The sequence below is a fragment of the Acrocarpospora sp. B8E8 genome, assembly GCF_039871605.1.
Classification (GTDB): domain Bacteria; phylum Actinomycetota; class Actinomycetes; order Streptosporangiales; family Streptosporangiaceae; genus Acrocarpospora; species Acrocarpospora macrocephala.
In genome coordinates, this window is the sequence record NZ_JBDPLV010000045.1 from 61,551 (window position 1) to 80,743 (window position 19,193).

The 19,193-nt window shown below is 68.3% G+C and carries 21 protein-coding genes; 11 read left to right on the top strand and 10 right to left on the bottom strand.

From position 1 onward, the window contains the following. Nucleotides 1-4 precede the first annotated feature (4 nt). The 3 genes from ABGB08_RS34795 to ABGB08_RS34805 all read right to left on the bottom strand — a co-directional run bounded on the left by ABGB08_RS34795 (nucleotide 5) and on the right by ABGB08_RS34805 (nucleotide 4,971). Nucleotides 5-1,609: a hypothetical protein gene (locus tag ABGB08_RS34795; RefSeq protein WP_347599297.1), complete on the bottom strand. Its 1,605-nt coding sequence runs from the start codon at nucleotides 1,607-1,609 to the stop codon at nucleotides 5-7. A 470-nt stretch (nucleotides 1,610-2,079) separates the two neighbouring features. Then, a complete protein-coding gene (locus ABGB08_RS34800) occupies nucleotides 2,080-3,783 on the bottom strand; it encodes a hypothetical protein (protein WP_347599300.1) in 1,704 nt (567 codons plus the stop codon). A gap of 471 nt (nucleotides 3,784-4,254) precedes the next feature. Next, nucleotides 4,255-4,971: an IclR family transcriptional regulator gene (locus tag ABGB08_RS34805; RefSeq protein ID WP_155351535.1), complete on the bottom strand. Its 717-nt coding sequence runs from the start codon at nucleotides 4,969-4,971 to the stop codon at nucleotides 4,255-4,257. Between the two features lie 140 nt (nucleotides 4,972-5,111). Here ABGB08_RS34805 and leuC point away from each other — a divergent pair, with 140 nt between their 5' ends. The 4 genes from leuC to ABGB08_RS34825 all read left to right on the top strand — a co-directional run bounded on the left by leuC (nucleotide 5,112) and on the right by ABGB08_RS34825 (nucleotide 7,789). Then, complete coding sequence (gene leuC, locus ABGB08_RS34810) at nucleotides 5,112-6,503, top strand: 3-isopropylmalate dehydratase large subunit (RefSeq protein ID WP_347599303.1); 1,392 nt, start codon at nucleotides 5,112-5,114, stop codon at nucleotides 6,501-6,503. Nucleotides 6,504-6,612: 109 nt separating this feature from the next. Next, on the top strand, nucleotides 6,613-7,200 hold the full coding sequence (gene leuD / locus ABGB08_RS34815) for a 3-isopropylmalate dehydratase small subunit (RefSeq protein ID WP_347599306.1): 588 nt from the start codon (nucleotides 6,613-6,615) through the stop codon (nucleotides 7,198-7,200). Beyond that, nucleotides 7,179-7,430 carry a hypothetical protein gene (locus tag ABGB08_RS34820; RefSeq protein WP_155356320.1) on the top strand — a complete coding sequence of 84 codons (252 nt, stop codon included), beginning with the start codon at nucleotides 7,179-7,181 and terminating at the stop codon, nucleotides 7,428-7,430. Before leuD ends, ABGB08_RS34820 begins: the two co-directional genes overlap by 22 nt. Nucleotides 7,431-7,489: 59 nt before the next feature. Then, nucleotides 7,490-7,789 carry an HU family DNA-binding protein gene (locus ABGB08_RS34825; protein WP_155351531.1) on the top strand — a complete coding sequence of 100 codons (300 nt, stop codon included), beginning with the start codon at nucleotides 7,490-7,492 and terminating at the stop codon, nucleotides 7,787-7,789. Between the two features lie 252 nt (nucleotides 7,790-8,041). Here the strand turns inward: ABGB08_RS34825 and ABGB08_RS34830 are convergent, their stop codons facing one another. Then, nucleotides 8,042-8,434: a nuclear transport factor 2 family protein gene (locus ABGB08_RS34830; protein ID WP_155356319.1), complete on the bottom strand. Its 393-nt coding sequence runs from the start codon at nucleotides 8,432-8,434 to the stop codon at nucleotides 8,042-8,044. A 70-nt stretch (nucleotides 8,435-8,504) separates the two neighbouring features. Between ABGB08_RS34830 and ABGB08_RS34835 the strand changes: the two genes are divergently transcribed. Then, nucleotides 8,505-9,110, top strand: a complete 606-nt coding sequence (locus ABGB08_RS34835) for a TetR/AcrR family transcriptional regulator (protein WP_347599311.1) — start codon at nucleotides 8,505-8,507, stop codon at nucleotides 9,108-9,110. A 27-nt stretch (nucleotides 9,111-9,137) separates the two neighbouring features. On the opposite strand, the gene ABGB08_RS34840 is transcribed toward ABGB08_RS34835, so the two are convergent. Both ABGB08_RS34840 and ABGB08_RS34845 read right to left on the bottom strand, forming a co-directional pair. Beyond that, on the bottom strand, nucleotides 9,138-9,350 hold the full coding sequence (locus tag ABGB08_RS34840) for a hypothetical protein (RefSeq protein WP_347599314.1): 213 nt from the start codon (nucleotides 9,348-9,350) through the stop codon (nucleotides 9,138-9,140). Between the two features lie 15 nt (nucleotides 9,351-9,365). Then, nucleotides 9,366-10,085 (bottom strand): TetR/AcrR family transcriptional regulator, encoded by a 720-nt coding sequence (locus ABGB08_RS34845; protein ID WP_347599317.1) that lies wholly within the window; start codon nucleotides 10,083-10,085, stop codon nucleotides 9,366-9,368. Between the two features lie 178 nt (nucleotides 10,086-10,263). On the opposite strand from ABGB08_RS34845, the gene ABGB08_RS34850 reads away from it, so the two are divergent. After that, nucleotides 10,264-11,703 (top strand): MFS transporter, encoded by a 1,440-nt coding sequence (locus ABGB08_RS34850; protein WP_347599320.1) that lies wholly within the window; start codon nucleotides 10,264-10,266, stop codon nucleotides 11,701-11,703. On the opposite strand, the gene cofC is transcribed toward ABGB08_RS34850, so the two are convergent. Next, nucleotides 11,692-12,327: a 2-phospho-L-lactate guanylyltransferase gene (gene cofC, locus ABGB08_RS34855; RefSeq protein ID WP_347599323.1), complete on the bottom strand. Its 636-nt coding sequence runs from the start codon at nucleotides 12,325-12,327 to the stop codon at nucleotides 11,692-11,694. The two genes, ABGB08_RS34850 and cofC, sit on opposite strands and share 12 nt — an antisense overlap. Before the next feature lie 92 nt (nucleotides 12,328-12,419). Between cofC and ABGB08_RS34860 the strand changes: the two genes are divergently transcribed. Genes ABGB08_RS34860 through ABGB08_RS34875 form a run of 4 tightly spaced genes read left to right on the top strand, consistent with a single transcriptional unit; the run spans nucleotide 12,420 to nucleotide 16,487 of the window. Further along, a complete protein-coding gene (locus ABGB08_RS34860; RefSeq protein WP_347599326.1) occupies nucleotides 12,420-13,118 on the top strand; it encodes a lysophospholipid acyltransferase family protein in 699 nt (232 codons plus the stop codon). A gap of 20 nt (nucleotides 13,119-13,138) precedes the next feature. Then, nucleotides 13,139-14,146: an NAD(P)H-dependent glycerol-3-phosphate dehydrogenase gene (locus ABGB08_RS34865; RefSeq protein ID WP_347599328.1), complete on the top strand. Its 1,008-nt coding sequence runs from the start codon at nucleotides 13,139-13,141 to the stop codon at nucleotides 14,144-14,146. Between the two features lie 30 nt (nucleotides 14,147-14,176). Then, nucleotides 14,177-15,352 (top strand): aminotransferase class I/II-fold pyridoxal phosphate-dependent enzyme, encoded by a 1,176-nt coding sequence (locus ABGB08_RS34870; protein ID WP_347599331.1) that lies wholly within the window; start codon nucleotides 14,177-14,179, stop codon nucleotides 15,350-15,352. Nucleotides 15,353-15,392: 40 nt separating this feature from the next. After that, entirely contained in the window at nucleotides 15,393-16,487 is a 1,095-nt protein-coding gene (locus ABGB08_RS34875; protein ID WP_347599334.1) for a D-alanine--D-alanine ligase family protein, read from the top strand. 68 nt (nucleotides 16,488-16,555) lie between these two features. On the opposite strand, the gene ABGB08_RS34880 is transcribed toward ABGB08_RS34875, so the two are convergent. The 3 genes from ABGB08_RS34880 to ABGB08_RS34890 all read right to left on the bottom strand — a co-directional run bounded on the left by ABGB08_RS34880 (nucleotide 16,556) and on the right by ABGB08_RS34890 (nucleotide 17,446). Further along, nucleotides 16,556-16,975 (bottom strand): DUF3515 domain-containing protein, encoded by a 420-nt coding sequence (locus ABGB08_RS34880; protein WP_347599337.1) that lies wholly within the window; start codon nucleotides 16,973-16,975, stop codon nucleotides 16,556-16,558. Between the two features lie 8 nt (nucleotides 16,976-16,983). Then, on the bottom strand, nucleotides 16,984-17,217 hold the full coding sequence (locus ABGB08_RS34885; protein WP_155356309.1) for an Lrp/AsnC ligand binding domain-containing protein: 234 nt from the start codon (nucleotides 17,215-17,217) through the stop codon (nucleotides 16,984-16,986). 79 nt (nucleotides 17,218-17,296) lie between these two features. Next, entirely contained in the window at nucleotides 17,297-17,446 is a 150-nt protein-coding gene (locus tag ABGB08_RS34890) for a hypothetical protein (protein ID WP_347599387.1), read from the bottom strand. Between ABGB08_RS34890 and ABGB08_RS34895 the strand changes: the two genes are divergently transcribed. Further along, a complete protein-coding gene (locus tag ABGB08_RS34895) occupies nucleotides 17,414-18,538 on the top strand; it encodes a thiamine-monophosphate kinase (RefSeq protein WP_347599340.1) in 1,125 nt (374 codons plus the stop codon). The two genes, ABGB08_RS34890 and ABGB08_RS34895, sit on opposite strands and share 33 nt — an antisense overlap. Nucleotides 18,539-19,193: the final 655 nt, after the last annotated feature.

The window sequence follows — 19,193 nt, forward strand, 5'->3', positions numbered from 1 at the left end:
GCCGTCAGGCACCGAGAAGATCGTGGAGATGCCAGCCGTCATTGTCGGCGAGGCGCAGCGAGAGCTCCGCGCGGCTGGCCAGATCGAGCGGGGCGATACCGGAGACGGCATGCCCGTGGGCGAGGCGATCCAAGGCGGCGCCGACGAGCGGACCAGCGGTTCGTACGGTAGCCGCCAGGGCGATGGATCGGGTGGAGCCGCCGTGGAGAACGATGTTCCGCTGCCGGTACAGGCGGCGGAAGGCGCCACGCAGGTAGCCATTGACCCGGCGGAGGGTAACCGACGGGGCGGCGACCAGGTCCTCCATCCTTTCGAAGGCGGCTGTGGTGGTGAGGTCGCATGACGGTCTGCTGGGCTGCGACGCCAGCCACTGGACCAGCCGCGCCGAACGCTGCCTGTTGATGGCGCCGATGAGCTCAAGGTCATGGCGGAGACGCGCGTCAGCCGCACGGATCTTGCGGTCATGGCTCAACGCGGTCAGTTCGGCGCGTGGCCATCCCGCGGCCACCAGCGCGGCTGCCCGGTCGGCGGACACGACCCGGCCCTCCTCGCGGTCGGCTTCGTCGGTGTCGCAGAAGAGCAACGACTCCAGGGCGGCCCAAGCGCCGGCGACGGCGGTGCTGGGCGAGCTTTCGGTGAGCGGGGCGGCCAACTCCAGGGCGTCGTCGATGCGCGCGCCGGTGCCGGACTCGGGCAGCTCATAGAGCACGCCGACTCGTTCGAGTGACAGGACAGTGACCGCGGGGTCGCCGCGCCGGAACTCCTGGGGTTCGAGCAGGCCAGAGAGGAAGATCTTGGGATAGGCGTCGAGAAAGGTCTGCCCGCGCCGGTAGCGGACCCGGTTGCGGATGCGGTCGTACTGCTCGGTGATCTCGTGGAGGGCCATGACGTGATCCCGGGCACGGACACGGAACAGCAGCCCGCCGCTGGCACGCACGGAGGTGATATGCGGAAATGCGGTGGTTAGCCGCTGGCTGACATCCTCCCGGGACATCCAGTGGGATGACTTGACGGCAACCGGAGCGGCAGGGAGCTTGTCTTGTAGGACGATCATCCCTTCGTACTCTTGATCGCCGAGCGCTTCGAGTTCCATGAAAAGCTCGATCAGGTCTATGGCGGTCCCGGTTCGGCCGACGCGAGACTTGATCTGGCTGTGGAGATAGTCCTGGTGGAATCCCGAGTCCAGCATGTGTGCGGCGATGCAGCGGGCCGCACGTTCGACGTGGACCGTTCCGACAAGAAGATCACGCCAACGACGCAGGTAGCCGTCCTCCACCAGATCCGCGAGGAGGGTGAGCCTGCGCTGGCTTCGGGCACCCGGCTTGATGGGGGCGTTGCAGGTGTGGTGGATCTCACGGCGCAGGTCTCCGTCACCGATGGCGCTGTCGGTTCTCAGCCTCGGAAGGAGAGACTCGCGTACATTCCAGGCCAATGTCCTCGGGTGGAGGACATGTCGCCCTACCCAACTCGCCCCTTCGACCGTTTCACGCATCGCCAGAACCGTGCCCAGGTCCCACAGCCGACGTGGCCACGGCTGCCAGGATTCCAGGAGTTCGCGTACGCGTGCCTGGATTAGGGGATCGGTGTCGGGCAAGGCGGCGATCGCCACGGGGTTCCTCCGGGGGAAAGGGGCATCGAGCGATTTGGTTTGCGTGAGGCCCTAGCGGGAACTATTGTTATAGCTACTTAGGCAGGGGAGTCGTCCGTATGGACCTCTCCCCATCGCCTTTTCTGGGCCTTTCGCAGGTATCAGTCTCGTTGATCGGGACGTCAGAAGACGCCCGTTTTCCCTGGTGAGCCGCCCGGGTTTCCCCCGTGGATAGACGTTTCTGCAACCCGGGCAATAATTCAGTCCGTCGAACAGGACATTTGAGGTTCAGCCAGACATTTCGTGAATGATTAGGTACTTCAGGAGATCTCGTAGGATGTCCGGCGCTGTCGGCCCGGCTCCCGCTGCCCAAGCCAAGATCGAAAAGAGAGCATCATGAAATGTGTGCCTGAATCACATTTGATGACCTTCGACTACGCGTGATGGGCGTCCGCGGAGGTGGCCGAGCGGGAGGCTCGGCCAGGTCGCGGCTACTGGCCGCCGGAGCGGGCCTTGAAGAGGGCGCGTTTGGCGGCTTTGGTGACTTGTTTGTCGGGGTGGGCGTCGCCGATGGCTTCGAGGAGTTCTTCGACGTGGGGGTGGCGGACCTTCCAGATGACGTCGAGGAGGCCGATGAGGTCGGTGGCGGGGCCGATGTCTTCGAGGCTGCTGACGAATTCCGGGCGGCCGAGGCCGGCGGAGATGGTCCACATGTCGAGGATCAGCCAGTGGGTGTCGGCCTGGGTGGGTTCGGGGGCGTCTTCTACGTCGAGTTGGGTGAGGTGAGTCGCGGCGTAGGGGCGCAGGGAGGGTTCCTTGAGGGCCTCCAGCCAGGCGGGGACGGCGATCTCGCCGAGGGAGCCGACCATGCTGGCGGCCTGGACGCGGACGAGCGCGTCGGACTCGTCCTCGACGGCCGCGGCGAGGAGTTCGTGGGCGGCGGTGGCGGGGTCGCGCAGGCGCATCCAGGCGGCGAACTCGGCGTCGGCTTCCTCTTCGGACATGTCGGCGCTGGCGGAGAGCAGGTCGTGCGCGGTCATCGCGTCGATGGCGGTTCTGGCGTCGACCTCGATGTCCTCGTCGTCGACCAGGTGGACGATGCCTTCCACGCCGAGGGCGGTGAACGCGACCTCGTCGGTGTCGGTGAGCTCGAGCATGCCGTACCCGGTGAGCCAGCCGAGTGGGGAGGCGAGCGGGTCGTCGGTGGCGGACCAGGCGTCGGCGCCTAGGTCGTCGTATTCGGCGACGGCTTCGGCGAGTTCGGCGCGGAGTTCGGCGAGGGGTTTGCGGAGGCCGCTGACCAGGACGCGGACCAGGAGCTCGCGGGTCAGGCCGGACAGGGCCAGGGTGAGGTCGTCGTCGTCGAGTTCGGGGTCGCCGTAGTCGATCGAGTGCAGGCCCAGCATCCAGGCGTCCAGCACGTCCTCGTCGTCCTCGAACGGCCAGGCGGCGGTGTCGGAGTCGACGCTGACCGTGTCCTCTCCGTCGGGGGTGAGGAACTCCAGGTCGATGGCGAGGTTCCAGAGGTTCCAGAGCTTTTGCGGCTCGGTCAGCCCGAGCGCGTCGAGGGCCTCGCGGATCTCGTCCTCGCTGAGCAGGGTCTCGGCGCCGACCTTGCGCTTGACGCCGACCCAGACGGCCAGGTCGCGGGCCTGGGCGATCAGCGGGACGGTGCGGGCGGCGGCGGCCAGTTCGACGTCGGGGCGGAGCCGGATGGTGGGCAGCTCCGCGATCTCGTCGGCGAACGGCTCGAAGTCGCCGAGGCTCTCGTCCTCCTCGACCTCGTCGTCCTCCTCCTCGTCCCAATCTCGCTCGGCGATGGTGTCCTCCATCTTGTCGACGAACTCCTCTTCGAGTTCGTCGAGCTCGGCGAGTAGCTCCTCCAGCGAGTCGGAGCCCTTGGTGAGGTGGCCGGTCTCGGAGAGGAACGTCAGGTACGCGCGGACGGCGGGCAGCATGCCGTCGGCTGCCTCGTCGGGGTCCTCGACTACCTGGGGCATTCGTTCCAGCAGGACGGTGCGCAGATCGCCGCGCCGCCACCGGCCCACGTCGTCGCTCGCGGTGAGCCGGTGCCACAGCGCCGCCGGGCCCACCAGGTCGGGGTCGTTGCCTGGCGCGTGGGACGGCGCCCAGAGGATGAACTCCTGGAGCAGGGGACGCAGTTCCGCCGCGGCCGCCTCGATGCGATCTGTCACCCCGCCAGCCTAGGGCTAACAGGGCACGCACTCTAATCGGTTAGCCTGTCCGGCCCGGGGTTCTGATCAACTTGACACGGACGTGAATCGCCGGGGTTAGGCGTGGGCTAGTGAGACTCCCACCCATCTAGCCCTTTTGCTCCACCTCGGGCTCCGCCCGCGCCCGCCATCACCGTGGTTTCCCCACCCGAAACGACTACGGTGCTGTGGTTCTTCCACCATCTTTTCGTTTCGTATCGTGGCTTCGGCCTCGGGCTTCGTTCGGTGTGGTTCTCCCACCCACCCATCCCTTTGTTTCCCCCGGGCTCCGCCCGTCCCCGCCAAGGCCGTGGCTGTCGTTTCGTCCAGTTACCACGGCGATGGCGGGGACGGGGCGGAGCCCGGGGGAAAACAAAGGGAGGGTGGGTGGGAGAACCAGCCGGGTCAAGCTGATGATTCGTTCGGGTGACCACGGCGGGGCGAGGCCTTGGGTTAGTTGGCTCGGCGCATGGCTTCGGTGATGCGTTCGGCGGCGGTGACGACGGGGATGGCGTGGAGGCGGCCGGGGGTGCGGCTGAGGCGTTCTATGGGGCCGGAGACGGAGACGGCGGCGATGACCTTGCCGCCGGCGCCGCGGATGGGGGCGGAGACGCTGGCGACGCCCTGTTCGCGTTCGCCGACGCTGTGGGCCCAGCCGCGGCGGCGGACGCTGGCGAGGGTGGCGGCGGTGAACTTGGCGCCGCGTAGGCCGCGGTGGAGGCGGTCGGGTTCTTCCCAGGCGAGGAGGATCTGGGCGGCGGAGCCGGCGAGCATGGGGAGGGCGGAGCCGACGGGGACGGTGTCGCGGAGGCCGCTGGCGCGTTCTGCGGCGGCGACGCAGACGCGTTCGTCGCCCTGGCGGCGGTAGAGTTGGGCGCTTTCGCCGGTCTGGTCCCTGAGCTGGGTGAGGACGGGTCCGGCGACGGCGAGCAGGCGGTCTTCGCCGGCGGCGGTGGACAGCTCGGACAGCCGGGGGCCGAGGATGAAGCGGCCCTGCGTGTCGCGGGAGACGATGCGGTGGTGTTCCAGGGCCACGGCCAGGCGGTGGGCGGTGGGCCTGGCCAGGCCGGTGGCCTGCACCAGCTGGGCCAGCGAAGCCGGGCCCGCCTCCAGAGCGTTGAGCACGAGAACGGCCTTGTCGAGTACCCCGACTCCGCTAGAGTTGTCCATACCCCGATACTGCCGTCTCGCTATCCGAGATGCAAACGCGGTACCAACAAGCAGCCGGTAGAGTTCCATATCCCGATATTTCCGTCTCATCATAAGAGATGATCACTCGGGGGAAAAGACGCAAGGAGGCGTTGAGAACCATGGGTCGCACACTGGCCGAGAAAGTCTGGGAGCAGCATGTCGTGCGGCGCGCCGAGGGCGAGCCCGACCTGCTCTTCATCGACCTGCACCTCATTCACGAGGTGACCAGCCCGCAGGCGTTCGACGGCCTCCGGCTCGCGGACCGGAAGGTGCGGCGCCCCGATCTCACCATCGCGACCGAGGACCACAACGTCCCGACCGTGCTGGGCCCGATCTCCGACCCGGTCTCCCGGGCCCAGGTCGAGACGCTCCGCAAGAACGCCGCCGAGTTCGGCCTGCGACTGCACCCGATGGGCGACGCCGGTCAGGGCGTGGTGCACATCATCGGCCCGCAGTTCGGCCTGACCCAGCCCGGCATGACGATCGTCTGCGGCGACTCGCACACCTCCACCCACGGCGCGTTCGGCGGCATCGCGTTCGGCATCGGCACCTCCGAGGTCGAGCACGTGCTGGCCACCCAGACCCTGCCCGCCTACCGTCCCAAGACGATGGCCATCGAGGTCAACGGCGCGCTGCCGTACGGGGTGACCGCCAAGGACCTGATCCTGGCGATCATCGCCAAGATCGGCACTGGCGGCGGCCAGGGCTACATCGTGGAGTACCGCGGCGAGGCCATCAGGAGCCTGTCGATGGAAGGCCGCATGACGGTCTGCAACATGTCCATCGAGGCGGGCGCCAGGGCCGGGATGATCGCCCCCGACGAGACGACCTTCGCCTACCTCCAGGGCCGCCCGCACGCCCCCCAGGGCGACGCCTGGGACGAGGCCGTGGCCTACTGGCGCACGCTCAGGACCGACGACGACGCCGTCTTCGACCAGGTCGTCGAGATCGACGCGGCCACGCTGACGCCGTTCGTGACCTGGGGGACCAACCCGGGGCAGGGGGCTCCGCTGGCGGCTGCCGTACCCAGGCCGGAGGAGTTCGCGGATCCGGTGGAGCGGTCGGCGGCCGAGCGGGCGCTGGAATACATGGGACTCACGGCCGGGACGCCGCTGCGCGACGTCGAGGTGGACACGGTCTTCGTCGGTTCCTGCACCAACGGGCGTCTTGAGGACCTGCGCGCCGCCGCCGACATCCTCCGGGGGCGTACGGTCCGGACCAGGACGCTGATCGTGCCCGGGTCGATGCTGGTCAAGCTGGAGGCGGAGAAGGAAGGCCTGGACGAGGTGTTCAAGGCCGCGGGGGCGGAATGGCGCGAGGCCGGATGTTCCATGTGTCTCGGGATGAACCCGGACACGCTCGCTCCGGGCGAGCGCAGCGCCTCCACCTCCAACCGCAACTTCGAGGGCCGGCAGGGCAAGGGCGGCCGGACCCATCTGGTGTCCCCGCAGGTCGCCGCCGCAACCGCCGTCACCGGCAAGCTGACCGCCCCCGCCGACCTGGCCAATTAATGAAAAATGCGCTCCCTCGGTGAAATCGCCGATTCGTAACTTGCTTGACCTGTGATCAAGCGAGATTGGTAATTAGCCGCGCATTTTTCATTAAAGGAGAACCACGATCATGGACGCCTTCACCACGCACACCGGCACCGCGGTCCCGCTGCGCCGCAGCAACGTCGACACCGACCAGATCATCCCGGCCGTCTGGCTGAAGCAGGTCAGCCGTACCGGCTTCGAGAAGGGCCTGTTCGCCGCCTGGCGGGAGGACCCGAACTTCGTCCTGAACAACCCGGTCTACGCGGGCGCCTCGATCCTGCTCGCCGGGCCCGACTTCGGCACGGGTTCGTCCCGCGAGCACGCCGTCTGGGCCCTCCAGCAGTACGGCTTCCGCGTCGTGATCGCCGCCAGGTTCGGTGACATCTTCCGCAACAACTCCACCAAGATGGGCCTGCTTCCGGTCATCTTGGAGGCCAAAGTGGTCGAGGAACTCCAGGCCGCCGTCGCGGCGGACCCGACCGTGACGATCACCGTCGATTTGGTCGAGCGCCAGGTCAGGCTGGGTGAGGGGGCGTGGTCGTTCGAGATCGACGACTACACCCGCTGGCGGCTGCTGGAGGGACTTGACGACATCGGGTTGACCCTGCGTCATGCCGATGACATCACGGCGTACGAGAATGGTCGGCAGCCATGGCTGCCGACGACCGTCTGACCCATCCGGGCGGACCAGAAGACGAGCTGGCGCGGCGACTGCGGGAGACGCAGCGCCGCGTCAGGACGCTCGCCGTGCCGTGCGAGGAGCGGGCTCGCCTCGCCAAGAGGCTGCTGGCCATCTGTAATACGGCAAAACGTGACATTCCCCATGCAACTGCCCGGCTGGATGGCTTCATCGCCTACCTGGACGGCGAATTCGACACGCCGAGTGAAGACCAAATCACGTAAGGTGATTGAGTCGCGCGCGTTCCTCCCTTACTTTCAAGCGCGTAAGGGGGAGGAACCAGATGAACAAGAAGGAACTCGTCGACGCGATCGCTGACCGCGTCGGGGACAAGAAGACGGCCACCGAGGCGGTCAACGCCGTCCTTGAGGCCATCCAGCACGCGGTCGCAGGCGGCGACAAGGTCTCCATCACCGGCTTCGGCGCCTTTGAAATGGTGCACAAGCCGGCCCGCACGGCTCGGAACCCTTCGACCGGCGCGCCGATCAAGGTAGCCGAGAGCTGGGCGCCCAAATTCCGCCCAGGCGCGGACTTCAAGGAACTGGTCAACGTCGGCGGCAAGAAGCAGGCCAAAAAGAAGTAGCTCAAGCTCGCAAACGGCGCCTCCCAATCCGGAGGCGCCTTTTGCGTTTCCGGACGAGGTGCGGGTGTTCCTCCACCCGCCCAACCCTTCGTCTCGGGATGCTGGTGAGACTCGCGCCATGAGGTACACGCGAGCGCGTTGACCCTGGTGGCAGCTGGGATCACGACCGGCTCGGGCTGGCGGTGCGGATGCTGGGCTGTGGTAGCGGCTTCCTTCGGGGCGGTAGCTCAGCTGGCGATGCGGTGCTGCGGGTCACTGACTTTCAGTGGGCACGTTGCGGGTGATCTGATCGACGCGGCGCAGTCTGCCGTCGCCGGCGAGGTGACCGAACATGTAGATCTCGGTCGTCACGGTACGTCCTTTGCGCAGGACCGCGGTCAAGGTGTAGGAGGCGGCGACCCGATCCCCGGTGGTCAGTGCCTCGTGGACGTCGACGTGCACACTGGTCGCGTTCTTGCGCGCGGGCCGCATGTGGGCGATCAGTTGGTCCCGGTCCAGCCGGACACCGTCGTTGAACATTTCGAACGCCGGCACGTGATAGCGGTCGAAGACGTCGGCAGCCTCCTCATCGCCGAAAGCGACCTCTTGGGGATACCCGGTCAGGTAGCCGACGAGATCACGACCCACTCCCGAGCCACTGGTCATGGCGACCCCCGCCTTCTTCTATCTCTGACAGATGTGTCCAAGTTAACGGCTTCTGATAACGTTGACAAGCGTGTCAGAGATACCGGAGGCAAGGCGCGTGCGGCGGTCGCGGCGAGCCGATGCCCAGCGCAGTGCGGCGACGGTTCTCGATGCGGCGATCGTCCTACTCGGACGGCGGCCCGAGGCGAGCATGGAGGAGATCGCGGTAGCCGCCGGGGTCGCCCGCCAGACCATCTACGCCCACTACCCCAACCGCGAGGCGCTCCTGCGCGCGGCCATCGACCAGATCATCGTCGAGGTGCGCGCGGCATTCGACGCGGCGGACCTGGACAGCGGCCCCGCCGTGCCCGCGTTGCGGCGGTGGCTACAGGCCAGCTGGCAGGTCCTGGAGAGGTATCCGATCCTGCTCACCTCCGCGATTCCCACCGACGACGCCCAGGACGACCACGACCGGCACCTGCCGATCGTCGAGAGCCTGTACCGCTTGATCCAGCGCGGCCAGCAGGCCGACGAGATCGACCCTGGCGTGACGCCGGCGTGGCTGGTGGCCGCCACCATCGGCCTGGGCCACGCCGCGGGCCAGGAGGTCAGCGCGGGCCGGATGAACGTCATCGACGCTGGCGCGGCGTTCCGCGACAGCGTCCTGCGCGTCATGGCGGCCTCCAGAGACGCCTGAGCCGAACGTACGGCCTTCGAGGAGGCGCTACTCCGGCGTGGCCGGGAGGGGAAACGTGCTCAGTGTGATGTATGTGATCCGGTCCCCGGACATCACGATGTTGACGCGTTGGCCGGAGCGGAGCAGGCGCAGTGGGCCCGCGTCGAAGGCGGCGGTGCCGAAAGGGAGTTCTGTGCCGTTGTCGAGGTACACCGAGCCGGAGCGGGTCGTCGCGTCGTAGGTTTTCACCGTGGCCTGCACGTGGTCAGCGTAACCTCAGCGGGCCGGAATGTAGGAGGCCAGGCCGCGGACCAAGATGTCGACGCCTAGTTCGAAGCGGTAGTCGTTTGACTCGTCGACCATGTAGGGCGCCATGGCGACCATGTTGGGGAAGCGGTCGGGTGGTAGTTCGGCGAAGTAGTTCGTGATTTCGGTGCGTTTGGTGTCCCAGGTTTCCTCGTCCATGTCCCGGTAGCGCTCCAGCCACATGCTCTCCTCCAGGCAGAACCCCTCGACGTACGTCGACAGCAGGTCTCCGGCCATGGCGGCGACCGGGTCGGGCATGCCGCTGGAGCGGAAGATGGCCATCAGGCGTTCCACGTAGGGGAGGAGCTCGGGGGTGAACGGGATGTGGCCCATCGAGATGCGGGCCAGGTCCCGGTGCCGGCGCAGGCGGGCGCGGCCTTGGCGGGCGAATTCCTTGATCTGTTCCTGCCAGTTCTCCGGGTCGGGATCCGGGAGCTCCTCGCCGACGAACATGCGGTTGTACATGAGCTCGAACAGCTCGTCCTTGTTGGCGACGTGCACGTAGAGCGCCGACACGGCGACCCCGAGCTCAAGCGCGACCTGCCGCATGCTGAAGCGGTCGTAGCCCTCCCGGTCGAGCACGGTGTAGGCCGCGTCGACGATCCGATCCCGGGTGAGGGGCACCTTCGCGGGGGCGGGCCGCCGGCGATTGCGGTCCCAGGGCGGCGACGGCAGGTCGGTCTCGCTCACTGATGCACCATCCTCCCGAGCCGGGTGATCTATGGGTTCTCATTTCATCATCTCTTCCTCCGCACTTTAGTGAACAACGATCGTGAAGGCGAACACGACTCTTGTCTACTGAACAGTGTTCATGCTAGAACAGTGTTCATTGCGCTCTGAACACTGTTCTCCTTTGGAGGTCACCCCCATGACCACGACAGTCACCGACGAGATAGTCGGCTACCGCTGGCGATGGCCCGCCCTCTTCGTGATCCTCGGCGCCGAGATCATGGACTTGATCGACGCCATGGTCACCAACATCGCCGGCCCGCACATCCAGGCCGATCTGGGCGGCTCCGCGAGCGTGCTGCAGTGGCTCGGCGCGGCGTACATGCTGGCCATGGCGATGGGCCTGCTCACCGGCGGGCGGCTCGGCGACATCTATGGGCGGCGCCGGATGTTCCTGATCGGCGCGGCGGGCTTCACGCTCGGGTCGCTGCTGTGCGGGCTCGCCCAGTCGCCGGAGATGCTGGTCGGCTCACGCGCGCTGCAAGGCCTGTTCGCGGCCGTGATGATCCCGCAAGGGCTTGGCATGATCAAAGAGATGTTCCCGCCGAAGGAGATGGGCACCGCCTTCGGCATGTTCGGGCCGATCATGGGCCTGGCCTCGGTGGGCGGCCCGATCCTGGCCGGATGGCTGATCGACGCCGACCTGTTCGGCACCGGCTGGCGCATGATCTTCCTGATCAACCTGCCGGTGGGCCTGCTCGCCTTCGCGGGCGGGCTGCGCTTCCTGCCCGAGTCACGCTCGCCGCACCCGCTCCGGCTGGACCTGCTGGGCGTCGCGCTGGCCTCGGCGGCCGGGCTGCTGATCGTGTATCCGCTGGTCCAGGGCCGGGAGAACGACTGGCCCGCGTGGGCGTTCGTGATGATCGCCGCGTCCGTCGCGATGTTCGGGCTGTTCGGCTGGTACCAATCGCGCCGCAGCCGCTCCGGCGGCGACCCGCTGATCGTGCCCAGCCTGTTCCGCAAGCGGGCCTTCAACGGCGGCCTGGCCACCGGGATGGTGTTCTTCGCGAGCATGTCGGGCTTCATGCTGGTCTTCAACCTCTACACCCAGATCGGCCTCGGCTACTCCCCGCTCAAGGCCGGGCTCGCCGGCGTGCCCTGGTCGGTCGGCATGATCGTCGGCTTCGGGCTGGCGCAGCCGCTGCTCAAGTACGGCCGCCGCTGCTTCCAGCTCGGTACGGCGATCATGATCCTTGGCGTGATCGGCGTCTGGATCACCCTGAACATCGCCGGAATGGGCGTCACCCCCTGGCAGCTCACCCCCACCCTGGTGCTCACCGGCCTCGGCATGGGCCTGCTCATGTCGCCCTTCTTCAACCTGGTCCTGGCCGGGGTCGAGCCCGAGGAGACCGGTTCCGCCTCCGGCACGCTCACCGCGATCCAGCAGCTCGGCAACGCGTTCGGGGTGGCGCTGCTCGGCACGGTCTTCTTCGATCTGCTCGGCGACGTCCCGACCGGTCCGAGCTTCGAGAACGCGATGGAGGTCACGCTCTGGGTGGTGGCCGGCATGCTGGCGCTCACCTTCGTGGTCTCGTTCCTGCTGCCGGAGAAGGCGCTGGAGGGGGAGTCAGCCCACTAGGAACCTGGCGGCCACGGCGGCGGTGTGCGGGCCCAGGCCCAGCGCCGCCGCCGCACGCAGATCCTCGACCGTGTCCACGTCGCGCCGGACCGAGTCGATGCCGTCCAGGAGCAGCTCCTTCGCCCCGCAGGACAGGTGCCGGGCCCGGGACTCGCCGCCGAAACGAGGGCGGAACGGGATGCCCGGGCCGGTGGCGTAGAGCGTGGTGCCGACGCCGGGCGCGTCGGGGACGAAGGACTCGTCGAACTCGGCGGCGGCGGTGAGGGCGCGGGCGAGCTCGGCGGGGCGGAGCGCGGGCAGGTCGGCCTGGAGGGCGGCTACCGGGTCGCGGGGCGCAAGCCGTACGGACTCGGCGAAGCCCGCGCGGAGTGCGGTGTTGAGGCCCTTGTCGGGGTCGGGAACCACGACGGCGCCCAGCACGGCCAGGCGGGCGGCGGGGATCGGGTCGGCGGTGACCACGATCACGCGGGCCACGAGCGGGCAGGCCAGGGCCGCCGAGGCGGTGTCGGCGGCGACGGCCACGGCGAGATCCTCGCGGTGCGCGCCCGCCGCGCCCGCGAGCCGGGTTTTCGCCCTGATGAGGGTCTTCACGGGGATGACGATCGACCAGCGTGCTTCCTGCATTACCCCAGCATCCCGCCTCGACATCGGCGCGGCGCAACCGGGAGACTGGCCCCGCACAGACCCGGTGATTTGGGGACAGGTGAGGAAATACGATGAGCCGCCGCGCCGGACGACCCACCCGCTTCTGGGAAGCGGTCGCCATCGTGATCGTCAAGCCGCTGTCCCTGCTGCTGGTCAAGCGTGACTGGCGGCGTGGCGACCTGATCCCCCGGCAGGGCGGGGTGATCGTGGCGGCCAACCACCTGTCGTGGACCGATCCGGTGCTGCTCTCGCACTACCTGCACGTCAACGGCCGCTGGCCGGTCGTCCTGGCCAAGGCGGGCCTGTTCCGGGTGCCGGTGCTCGGCTACCTGGTCCGCTCGTTGCGGGCGATCCCGGTCGAGCGCGGCAGCGCGGCGGCGACCGAGTCGCTGGCCCTCGCCGAGCAGCGGCTGCGCGAGGGCGGGTGCGTGCTCTTCTACCCGGAGGGCACGATCACCCGCGATCCGGACCTGTGGCCGATGACCGGCAAGACGGGAGTCGCCCGGCTGGCGCTGACCACCGGGGCCAAGGTCATCCCGATCGCCCATTGGGGGGCTCAGGAGCTGTTGCCGTACGGCGAGAAGAAGATCCGGCTGTTCCCCCGCAAGACGTTCCGGGCGCTCGCCGGGCCGCCGGTCGATCTGTCGCGGTATCACGGCATGAGCCCTGACGTGCTCCGGGACGCGACCGCCGACATCATGGCGGCGATAACCGCGCAGCTGGCGGAGCTGCGGGGCGAGAAGGTCCCCGGCGCCCGCGCTAACGGCTGACTTCGGCGTACGGTGAGGGAATGACCAAGGCTGCCGTGCTCGGAACCGGCTCGTGGGGGACGACATTCGGGATGATCCTCGCCGAGGCGGGCACCCGGACGACGCTGTGGGGGCGGCGCGCGGAGATCGTCCACACCATCGACCGTGAGCATGAGAACCCCGATTACCTGCCGGGACTCCGGCTGCCCGAGAACCTGCGGGCCACCACCGACCCGGCCGAGGCGATGGCCGGGGCCGACTTCGTGGTGCTGGCCGTGCCGGCCCAGACGCTGCGCGCGAACCTGGCCGCGTGGAAGCCGTTCCTGCCGCCGGAAGCGGTGCTGGTCAGCCTGATGAAGGGCATCGAGCTGGGCACCACCAAGCGGATGAGCGAGGTCATCGTGGAGGTGGCCGAGGTGCCGCCGGGGCGGGTGGCCGTGGTGTCGGGGCCCAACCTGGTGGGCGAGCTGGCCCAGCGGCAGCCCGCCGCCGCCGTGGTGGCCTGCTCGGACACGATGGTGGCCGACCGTTTCCAGGAGGCCTGCCACCTGCCGTGGTTCCGGACCTACACCAATCCCGACGTGGTCGGGGTGGAGCTGGGCGGCGCGGTCAAGAACGTGATCGCGCTCGCGGTCGGGGTGGCGGTCGGGATGGGGCTGGGGGACAACCTGCGGGCCACGCTCATGACGCGCGGGCTTGCCGAGATCTCCCGGTTGGGCGCGGCGCTGGGCGCCGACCAGCACACGTTCGCCGGTCTGGCCGGGATGGGCGACCTGATCGCGACCTGCACCTCGCCGCTGTCCCGCAATCGCACGTTCGGGGAGAATCTCGGGCGCGGAATGACGATGGCCGAGGTGGTGGCGGCCACCAAGCAGACCGCCGAGGGCGTGAAATCCTGCGAGTCGGTGCTGGATCTGGCCGCCAAGCACGACGTGGAGATGCCGATCACGGAGGTCGTGGTCGGGGTTGTGCACGACGGCATGACCCCAGCGGAAGCCGCGATGCTCCTGATGTCACGAACACCCAAGCCAGAGCGATATGGCGTGTAAATCCCGATTGAAGAAGCTGGTGAACCGCCGGTGAAGCGCAGCCGGAGACGACTCGGCGAGAACTCCAGGGCGGTCCACCTGCCCGCCGCGACAACGCCACGGCAGGTCCCGATCGGCCCGCCGGTCTGGCGCTCCGCGGCCTGGACCTTCGACAGCACGTCTGAGCACGTCAGCCACATCGACAACCCCACCGTGGCCGCGTTCGCCGCCGGCGTGGCCTCCCTGGAAGGGGCCGCCGCCCCCGAGGACGTGGCCGGTCAGGCGTTCTCCTCCGGCATCGCGGCGATCAACACCGTGCTGCTGACCTTCCTGCGCTCCGGCGCGCACGTCGTCGCGCCCCTCTACGGCCGCGCCCACGCGCTGCTCACCAACGTGCTCTCCCGCTTCGGCGTCACCGCCGACTTCGTCGACTACGCCGATGTACGGCGCGTGCGCGCCGCCGTCCGCCCCAACACCAAGATCGTGTACGCCGAGACCCTGGCCAACCCGACCATGGCCGTAGCCGACATCCGCGGCCTCTACCGGGTCGCCCGGGAGGCGGGCGCGCTGCTGGTGGTCGACTCCACCCTCGCCACCCCGATCGTCTGCCGCCCGCTGGAGCACGGCGCCGACCTGGTCGTGCACTCGGCCACCAAGTACATCGGCGGCCACGACGACTGCACCGGCGGTGTCGTGGTCGGCCGCCCCGACCTGATCGACCAGGTCCGCGAGGTGCGCGTCGACACCGGGGCGTCGCTTTCCCCGGACGACGCCTACCTGCTCAGGCGCGGCCTGGAGACGCTGACGCTGCGGGTCCGCCGGATGTGCTCGACCGCGCTCGTGTTCGCGGCCGCGATCGCCAAGCATCCGGCGGTCCGGCGGGTGGACTATCCGGGCCTGCCCTCCCATCCCGGGCACCAGCTGGCCCGGCTGCTGTTCGACTCGGGGCCAGAGGGGCCCCGGTTCGGGGCGATCGTCACGGTCACGCCGTACGGTGGGTATGAGGCCGGGGTCGCCCTCGCCGACGCCCTGCGGATGGTCAGGATCGCCACCTCGATGGGCGGCACCCACACCAAGGTCGCCCACCTGGCCTCGGTTGAGGAGGTGGCGGGCGTGGACGCGGCGGCCGTACGGTTCTCGATCGGGCTTGAGGACGCGGAGGACCTGATCGCCGACACGACCCAGGCACTCGACGCGCTTCGGTTCGTGTCGCCCACGCGTGGCTGACAAGGCGTTTTGACCACCACACAGGGTAGATTCGGGCGTCATGAGCAAGATTCGCGTAGCGGTGGTATTCGGCGGGCGCAACTCGGAGCACGCGGTTTCCCTGATGGGGGCGGGTAGCGTGCTCGATGTGATCGACCGGGACGCGTACGAGGTCGTGCCGATCGGGATCGCCCAGGATGGGCGCTGGGTGCTGGCCGCGCCGGACCAGAGTTACGCGATCGAGGGCACCCGGCTGCCCGAAGTGGACACCTCGGGCGCGGAGCTGGCGCTGCCGTCCGCCTCCAGGAGCGTGGTGGCGCTGGAGCCGGGGGAGATCCCGCGCTCGCTGGGGGCTGTGGACGTGGTGTTCCCGGTGCTGCACGGGCCGTTCGGGGAGGACGGCACGCTGCAAGGATTGCTGGAGATGGCGGGTGTGCCGTATGTCGGTTCTGGGGTGCTGGCCAGTGCGGTCGGCATGGACAAGGCGTACATGAAACTGGTGCTGAAGTCGGCGGGGCTGCCGGTCGGGCCGTACGTCGTGGTGCCGGACCGGGCCTGGCGGACCGATCGGCCCCGGGTGCTCAAGGAGATCGAGGAGCTGGGCTGGCCGGTGTTCGTCAAGCCCGCGCGGGCCGGATCATCGCAGGGCATCCGCAAGGCGAGCACGCAGGAGGAGCTGGAGGCGGCGGTCGAGTTCGCCCGGGAGCACGATCCGAAGGTGCTGGTGGAGGCCGCCATCGGTGGGCGGGAGATCGAGTGCGCGGTGCTGGAGTCGCTCGGCGACGCCGCGCCGGAGGCGAGCCTGCCCGGTGAGGTGCTGGTCCAGGGCGGGCAGGAGTTCTTCGACTTCGAGGCCAAGTACTACGCCGATCAGATGGCGCTGGAGGTTCCGGCGGATCTCCCGGCCGGGACCACGGCGGAGCTGCGGGCGATGGCGATCCGCGCGTACGAGGCGCTGGGCTGCGAGGGGCTGTCCCGGGTGGACTTCTTCTACACGCCGTCAGGCGAGCTGATCCTGAACGAGATCAACACGATGCCCGGATTCACCTCGCTGTCGGTCGCGCCGCAGCTGTGGGCGGCGACCGGATTGTCCTACGGGCAGCTGGTGGACCGGCTGATCCAGCTCGCTCTGCATCGGCCGACCGGGCTGCGCTAGCCCTGTATTTTGCGCATCATGTTCGTCTTGTCGACCGATTGCGAATAGGCTATGCGCGAAATATGGGGCTAGGGAATCGAAGCCTTGATCGGATCGGCCAGTTCCACCAGGACGTCGCCCGGCTTGTGGGCGACCGAGATCGTCACTTGGACGTACGCCTCCCGGTTCACCGACGTGAACAGCGTGGGTTTGTACGGATCGGCATACCAGGCGACCCCGTTGATCTCGTCCACCATGTCCGTGGGGGACATCGTCGCCGGACGCTCCACGCCACAGCGCAGCGTGATCTGCCCGGCCCCCCAGACCGCTACATACGGCGACGGAGGCTCGGACGGCACCCGGCGCTCCCCGTCCAGCTCGCGGGGCAACGCCTGGCCCAGCCGCTCGCACGCGACCTTGCTCTCCGCGGGCGGGCTCGGCGGATCCACGCGGACAGCACCGGAACACGCGGCCGCCGCCAGCGCGAGCAGGGCGATCAGTGACTTCATCAAGGATCTCAAATATGGACAATCGGACACGTCAGGGTACGCGTGATCCCCTCCACCGCCTGGATCTGGGCCACCACGAGTTTGCCAAGCTCGTCGACGTTGCGGGCCTCGGCCCGGACGATCACGTCGTACGGACCGGTGACATCCTCGGCCTGCGTGACACCGGGAATCGCCGCGATCGCGCTGGCCACGTCGGCGGCCTTGCCGACCTCGGTCTGGATAAGGATGTAGGCCTGCACCATCAGGTCCTCCCGGGATTGATCACCACCGAAAGGTCAACGTACCCCGAACACCAGGAGGTGTGACATCACAGTCGGAGAACTAGGCGAATTCGGTGTTGTTAGCCGGATTGCGGGGCGTCTGTCCCACGGTGCGTCGGTCCTGCTCGGCCCAGGTGACGACGCCGCGGTCCTGGCAGCGCCCGACCAACGCGTGGTCGTGACGACGGACCTGCTCCTTGAGGGTAGACACTTCCGCCTCGATTGGTCCAGCGGGTACGAAATCGGTCGTAAAGCGGCAGCGCAGAACCTTTCCGACATCGTTGCCATGGGCGCAACCCCCACAGCCCTTTTCGTGGGCTTGGGCATGCCCCCCGACACCACAATCGACTGGCTAGACGCCCTGACCGACGGCTTCCGCGACGAATGCGCCCTAGTAGGAGCCAGCGTGGCAGGCGGCGACATCGCCCGCTCCGACACGATCGTCCTCGGGGTAACAGCTTTGGGAGATCTCGCCGGAATCGCCCCGATCACCCGCTCAGGAGCCCGCCCGGGAGACCAGGTAGCCATCGCCGGGCGCCTCGGCTACGCGGCAGCCGGCCTGGCCCTGCTTTCCGCAGGCATCGCCACGGAGGAGACGAACCAACCGCTGGCCGGGCCGGAGGAAGGCCGAGGGCCGTCAGACGGAACCCAAGGGGGAATGGGCGGAGGCCGTGGGGGAGTGGGCGGATCTCAAGGGGTGTCAGGCGGAGGTCGTGGGGGAGTGGGCGGATCCCGAGAGGTGTCAGGCGAAGGCCGATGGGAAGCGGGCGGATCTCAAGGGGCATCAGGCGAAGGCCGAGAGGGCTCGGACGAAGTCCGAGAGGGGTTGGGCGGAGCGCAGGCGGGGGCGGGCGGAGCCCGAGGGGAATCAAAGGGCTGGGTGGGTGGGTCCTCCCCTGCCGATTCGTTCGAGGAGTTGCTGTTGGCGCATCGTCGTCCGGAGCCGCCCTACGCGCAAGGACCTCGGGCGGCGGCGTTGGGGGCGACCGCGATGGTGGATGTCAGTGATGGGCTTGTGCAGGATCTTGGGCATGTTGCCGAGGCCAGTGGGGTCGGGGTGGTTGTGGAGCCGGCGGCCTTCCGAGTGCCCGCGATCCTTGTTGAAGCGGCCCGCTACCTGGGGGTCGATCCGCTGGACTGGATTCTCACAGGGGGTGACGATCATGCGCTCGCCGCCACGTTCCCTCCTGGGGTACGCCTTCCGCCTCCCTGGCAGGTTGTCGGAGAAATCGTTCAAGGCCAGGGAGTGCAGGTCAAAGGGCGCGCGGAGGCCCCCGGGGGATGGGATCACTTCAGGGGATGATGTGAAATTTGTGACAAAGGTGTTTTAGATCTGTTATGAAGTATGACGGTCGCCAACAGGAAGGACCGTCATGGGTCGTCACAGGACAGGACGAGATAGCGGTGATGGGGATAATCCCAATGCCGACCATTCGAACACGTCCGCGGACGCCACATCTGACCAGCACTCTTCCCCTGATTCCGGGGATGGCTTCGACCGGTGGCTCGGGCACCTGACCGGAGACGGCCCCGAACTCACCTACCGCTGGCCGGAGGACACCGGTCACGCGGGCCGCCCTGGGTATGCCGATAACACCGGGCACTCCGGGCACCCTGGACAAGCCGGGCGCTCTGGCCAGCCTGGGCCCGCCGGGCATCCTGGGCCCGGAGGGCATGCCGACGACGCCGGGCGCCCCGGGTACGCGGGCCCTGTCGTGCCTCCGCCCGCCGAAGAGGATCGTCCGGCCATCCATCCGGCCTACCGCTGGGATCTCCCGCCCAAGCGCAAGCGCCCCGCCGAGCCGTCGGATCAAGAGCCGCCCTCGGGAGTCGTGACCCCGTTCCGGCGTAAGCCAAGAAACCCTTACGCGCCTGCCGAGACGGGATTTCCCGAGGCAGCGGGATTCGGGCCAGGGTCACCTTTTGGTCCCACAGACGGTTCGGACGCCTCGCCGGGT

Bases quoted from the DNA above. Each gene is read 5' to 3' on its own strand.
- ABGB08_RS34805 (WP_155351535.1), bottom strand. From the start codon at position 4,971: ATGGACAACTCTAGCGGAGTCGGGGTACTCGACAAGGCCGTTCTCGTG.
- leuC (WP_347599303.1), top strand. From the start codon at position 5,112: ATGGGTCGCACACTGGCCGAGAAAGTCTGGGAGCAGCATGTCGTGCGG.
- leuD (WP_347599306.1), top strand. From the start codon at position 6,613: ATGGACGCCTTCACCACGCACACCGGCACCGCGGTCCCGCTGCGCCGC.
- ABGB08_RS34820 (WP_155356320.1), top strand. From the start codon at position 7,179: ATGGCTGCCGACGACCGTCTGACCCATCCGGGCGGACCAGAAGACGAG.
- ABGB08_RS34825 (WP_155351531.1), top strand. From the start codon at position 7,490: ATGAACAAGAAGGAACTCGTCGACGCGATCGCTGACCGCGTCGGGGAC.
- ABGB08_RS34830 (WP_155356319.1), bottom strand. From the start codon at position 8,434: ATGACCAGTGGCTCGGGAGTGGGTCGTGATCTCGTCGGCTACCTGACC.
- ABGB08_RS34850 (WP_347599320.1), top strand. From the start codon at position 10,264: ATGACCACGACAGTCACCGACGAGATAGTCGGCTACCGCTGGCGATGG.
- cofC (WP_347599323.1), bottom strand. From the start codon at position 12,327: ATGCAGGAAGCACGCTGGTCGATCGTCATCCCCGTGAAGACCCTCATC.
- ABGB08_RS34860 (WP_347599326.1), top strand. From the start codon at position 12,420: ATGAGCCGCCGCGCCGGACGACCCACCCGCTTCTGGGAAGCGGTCGCC.
- ABGB08_RS34865 (WP_347599328.1), top strand. From the start codon at position 13,139: ATGACCAAGGCTGCCGTGCTCGGAACCGGCTCGTGGGGGACGACATTC.
- ABGB08_RS34875 (WP_347599334.1), top strand. From the start codon at position 15,393: ATGAGCAAGATTCGCGTAGCGGTGGTATTCGGCGGGCGCAACTCGGAG.
- ABGB08_RS34880 (WP_347599337.1), bottom strand. From the start codon at position 16,975: ATGAAGTCACTGATCGCCCTGCTCGCGCTGGCGGCGGCCGCGTGTTCC.
- ABGB08_RS34885 (WP_155356309.1), bottom strand. From the start codon at position 17,217: ATGGTGCAGGCCTACATCCTTATCCAGACCGAGGTCGGCAAGGCCGCC.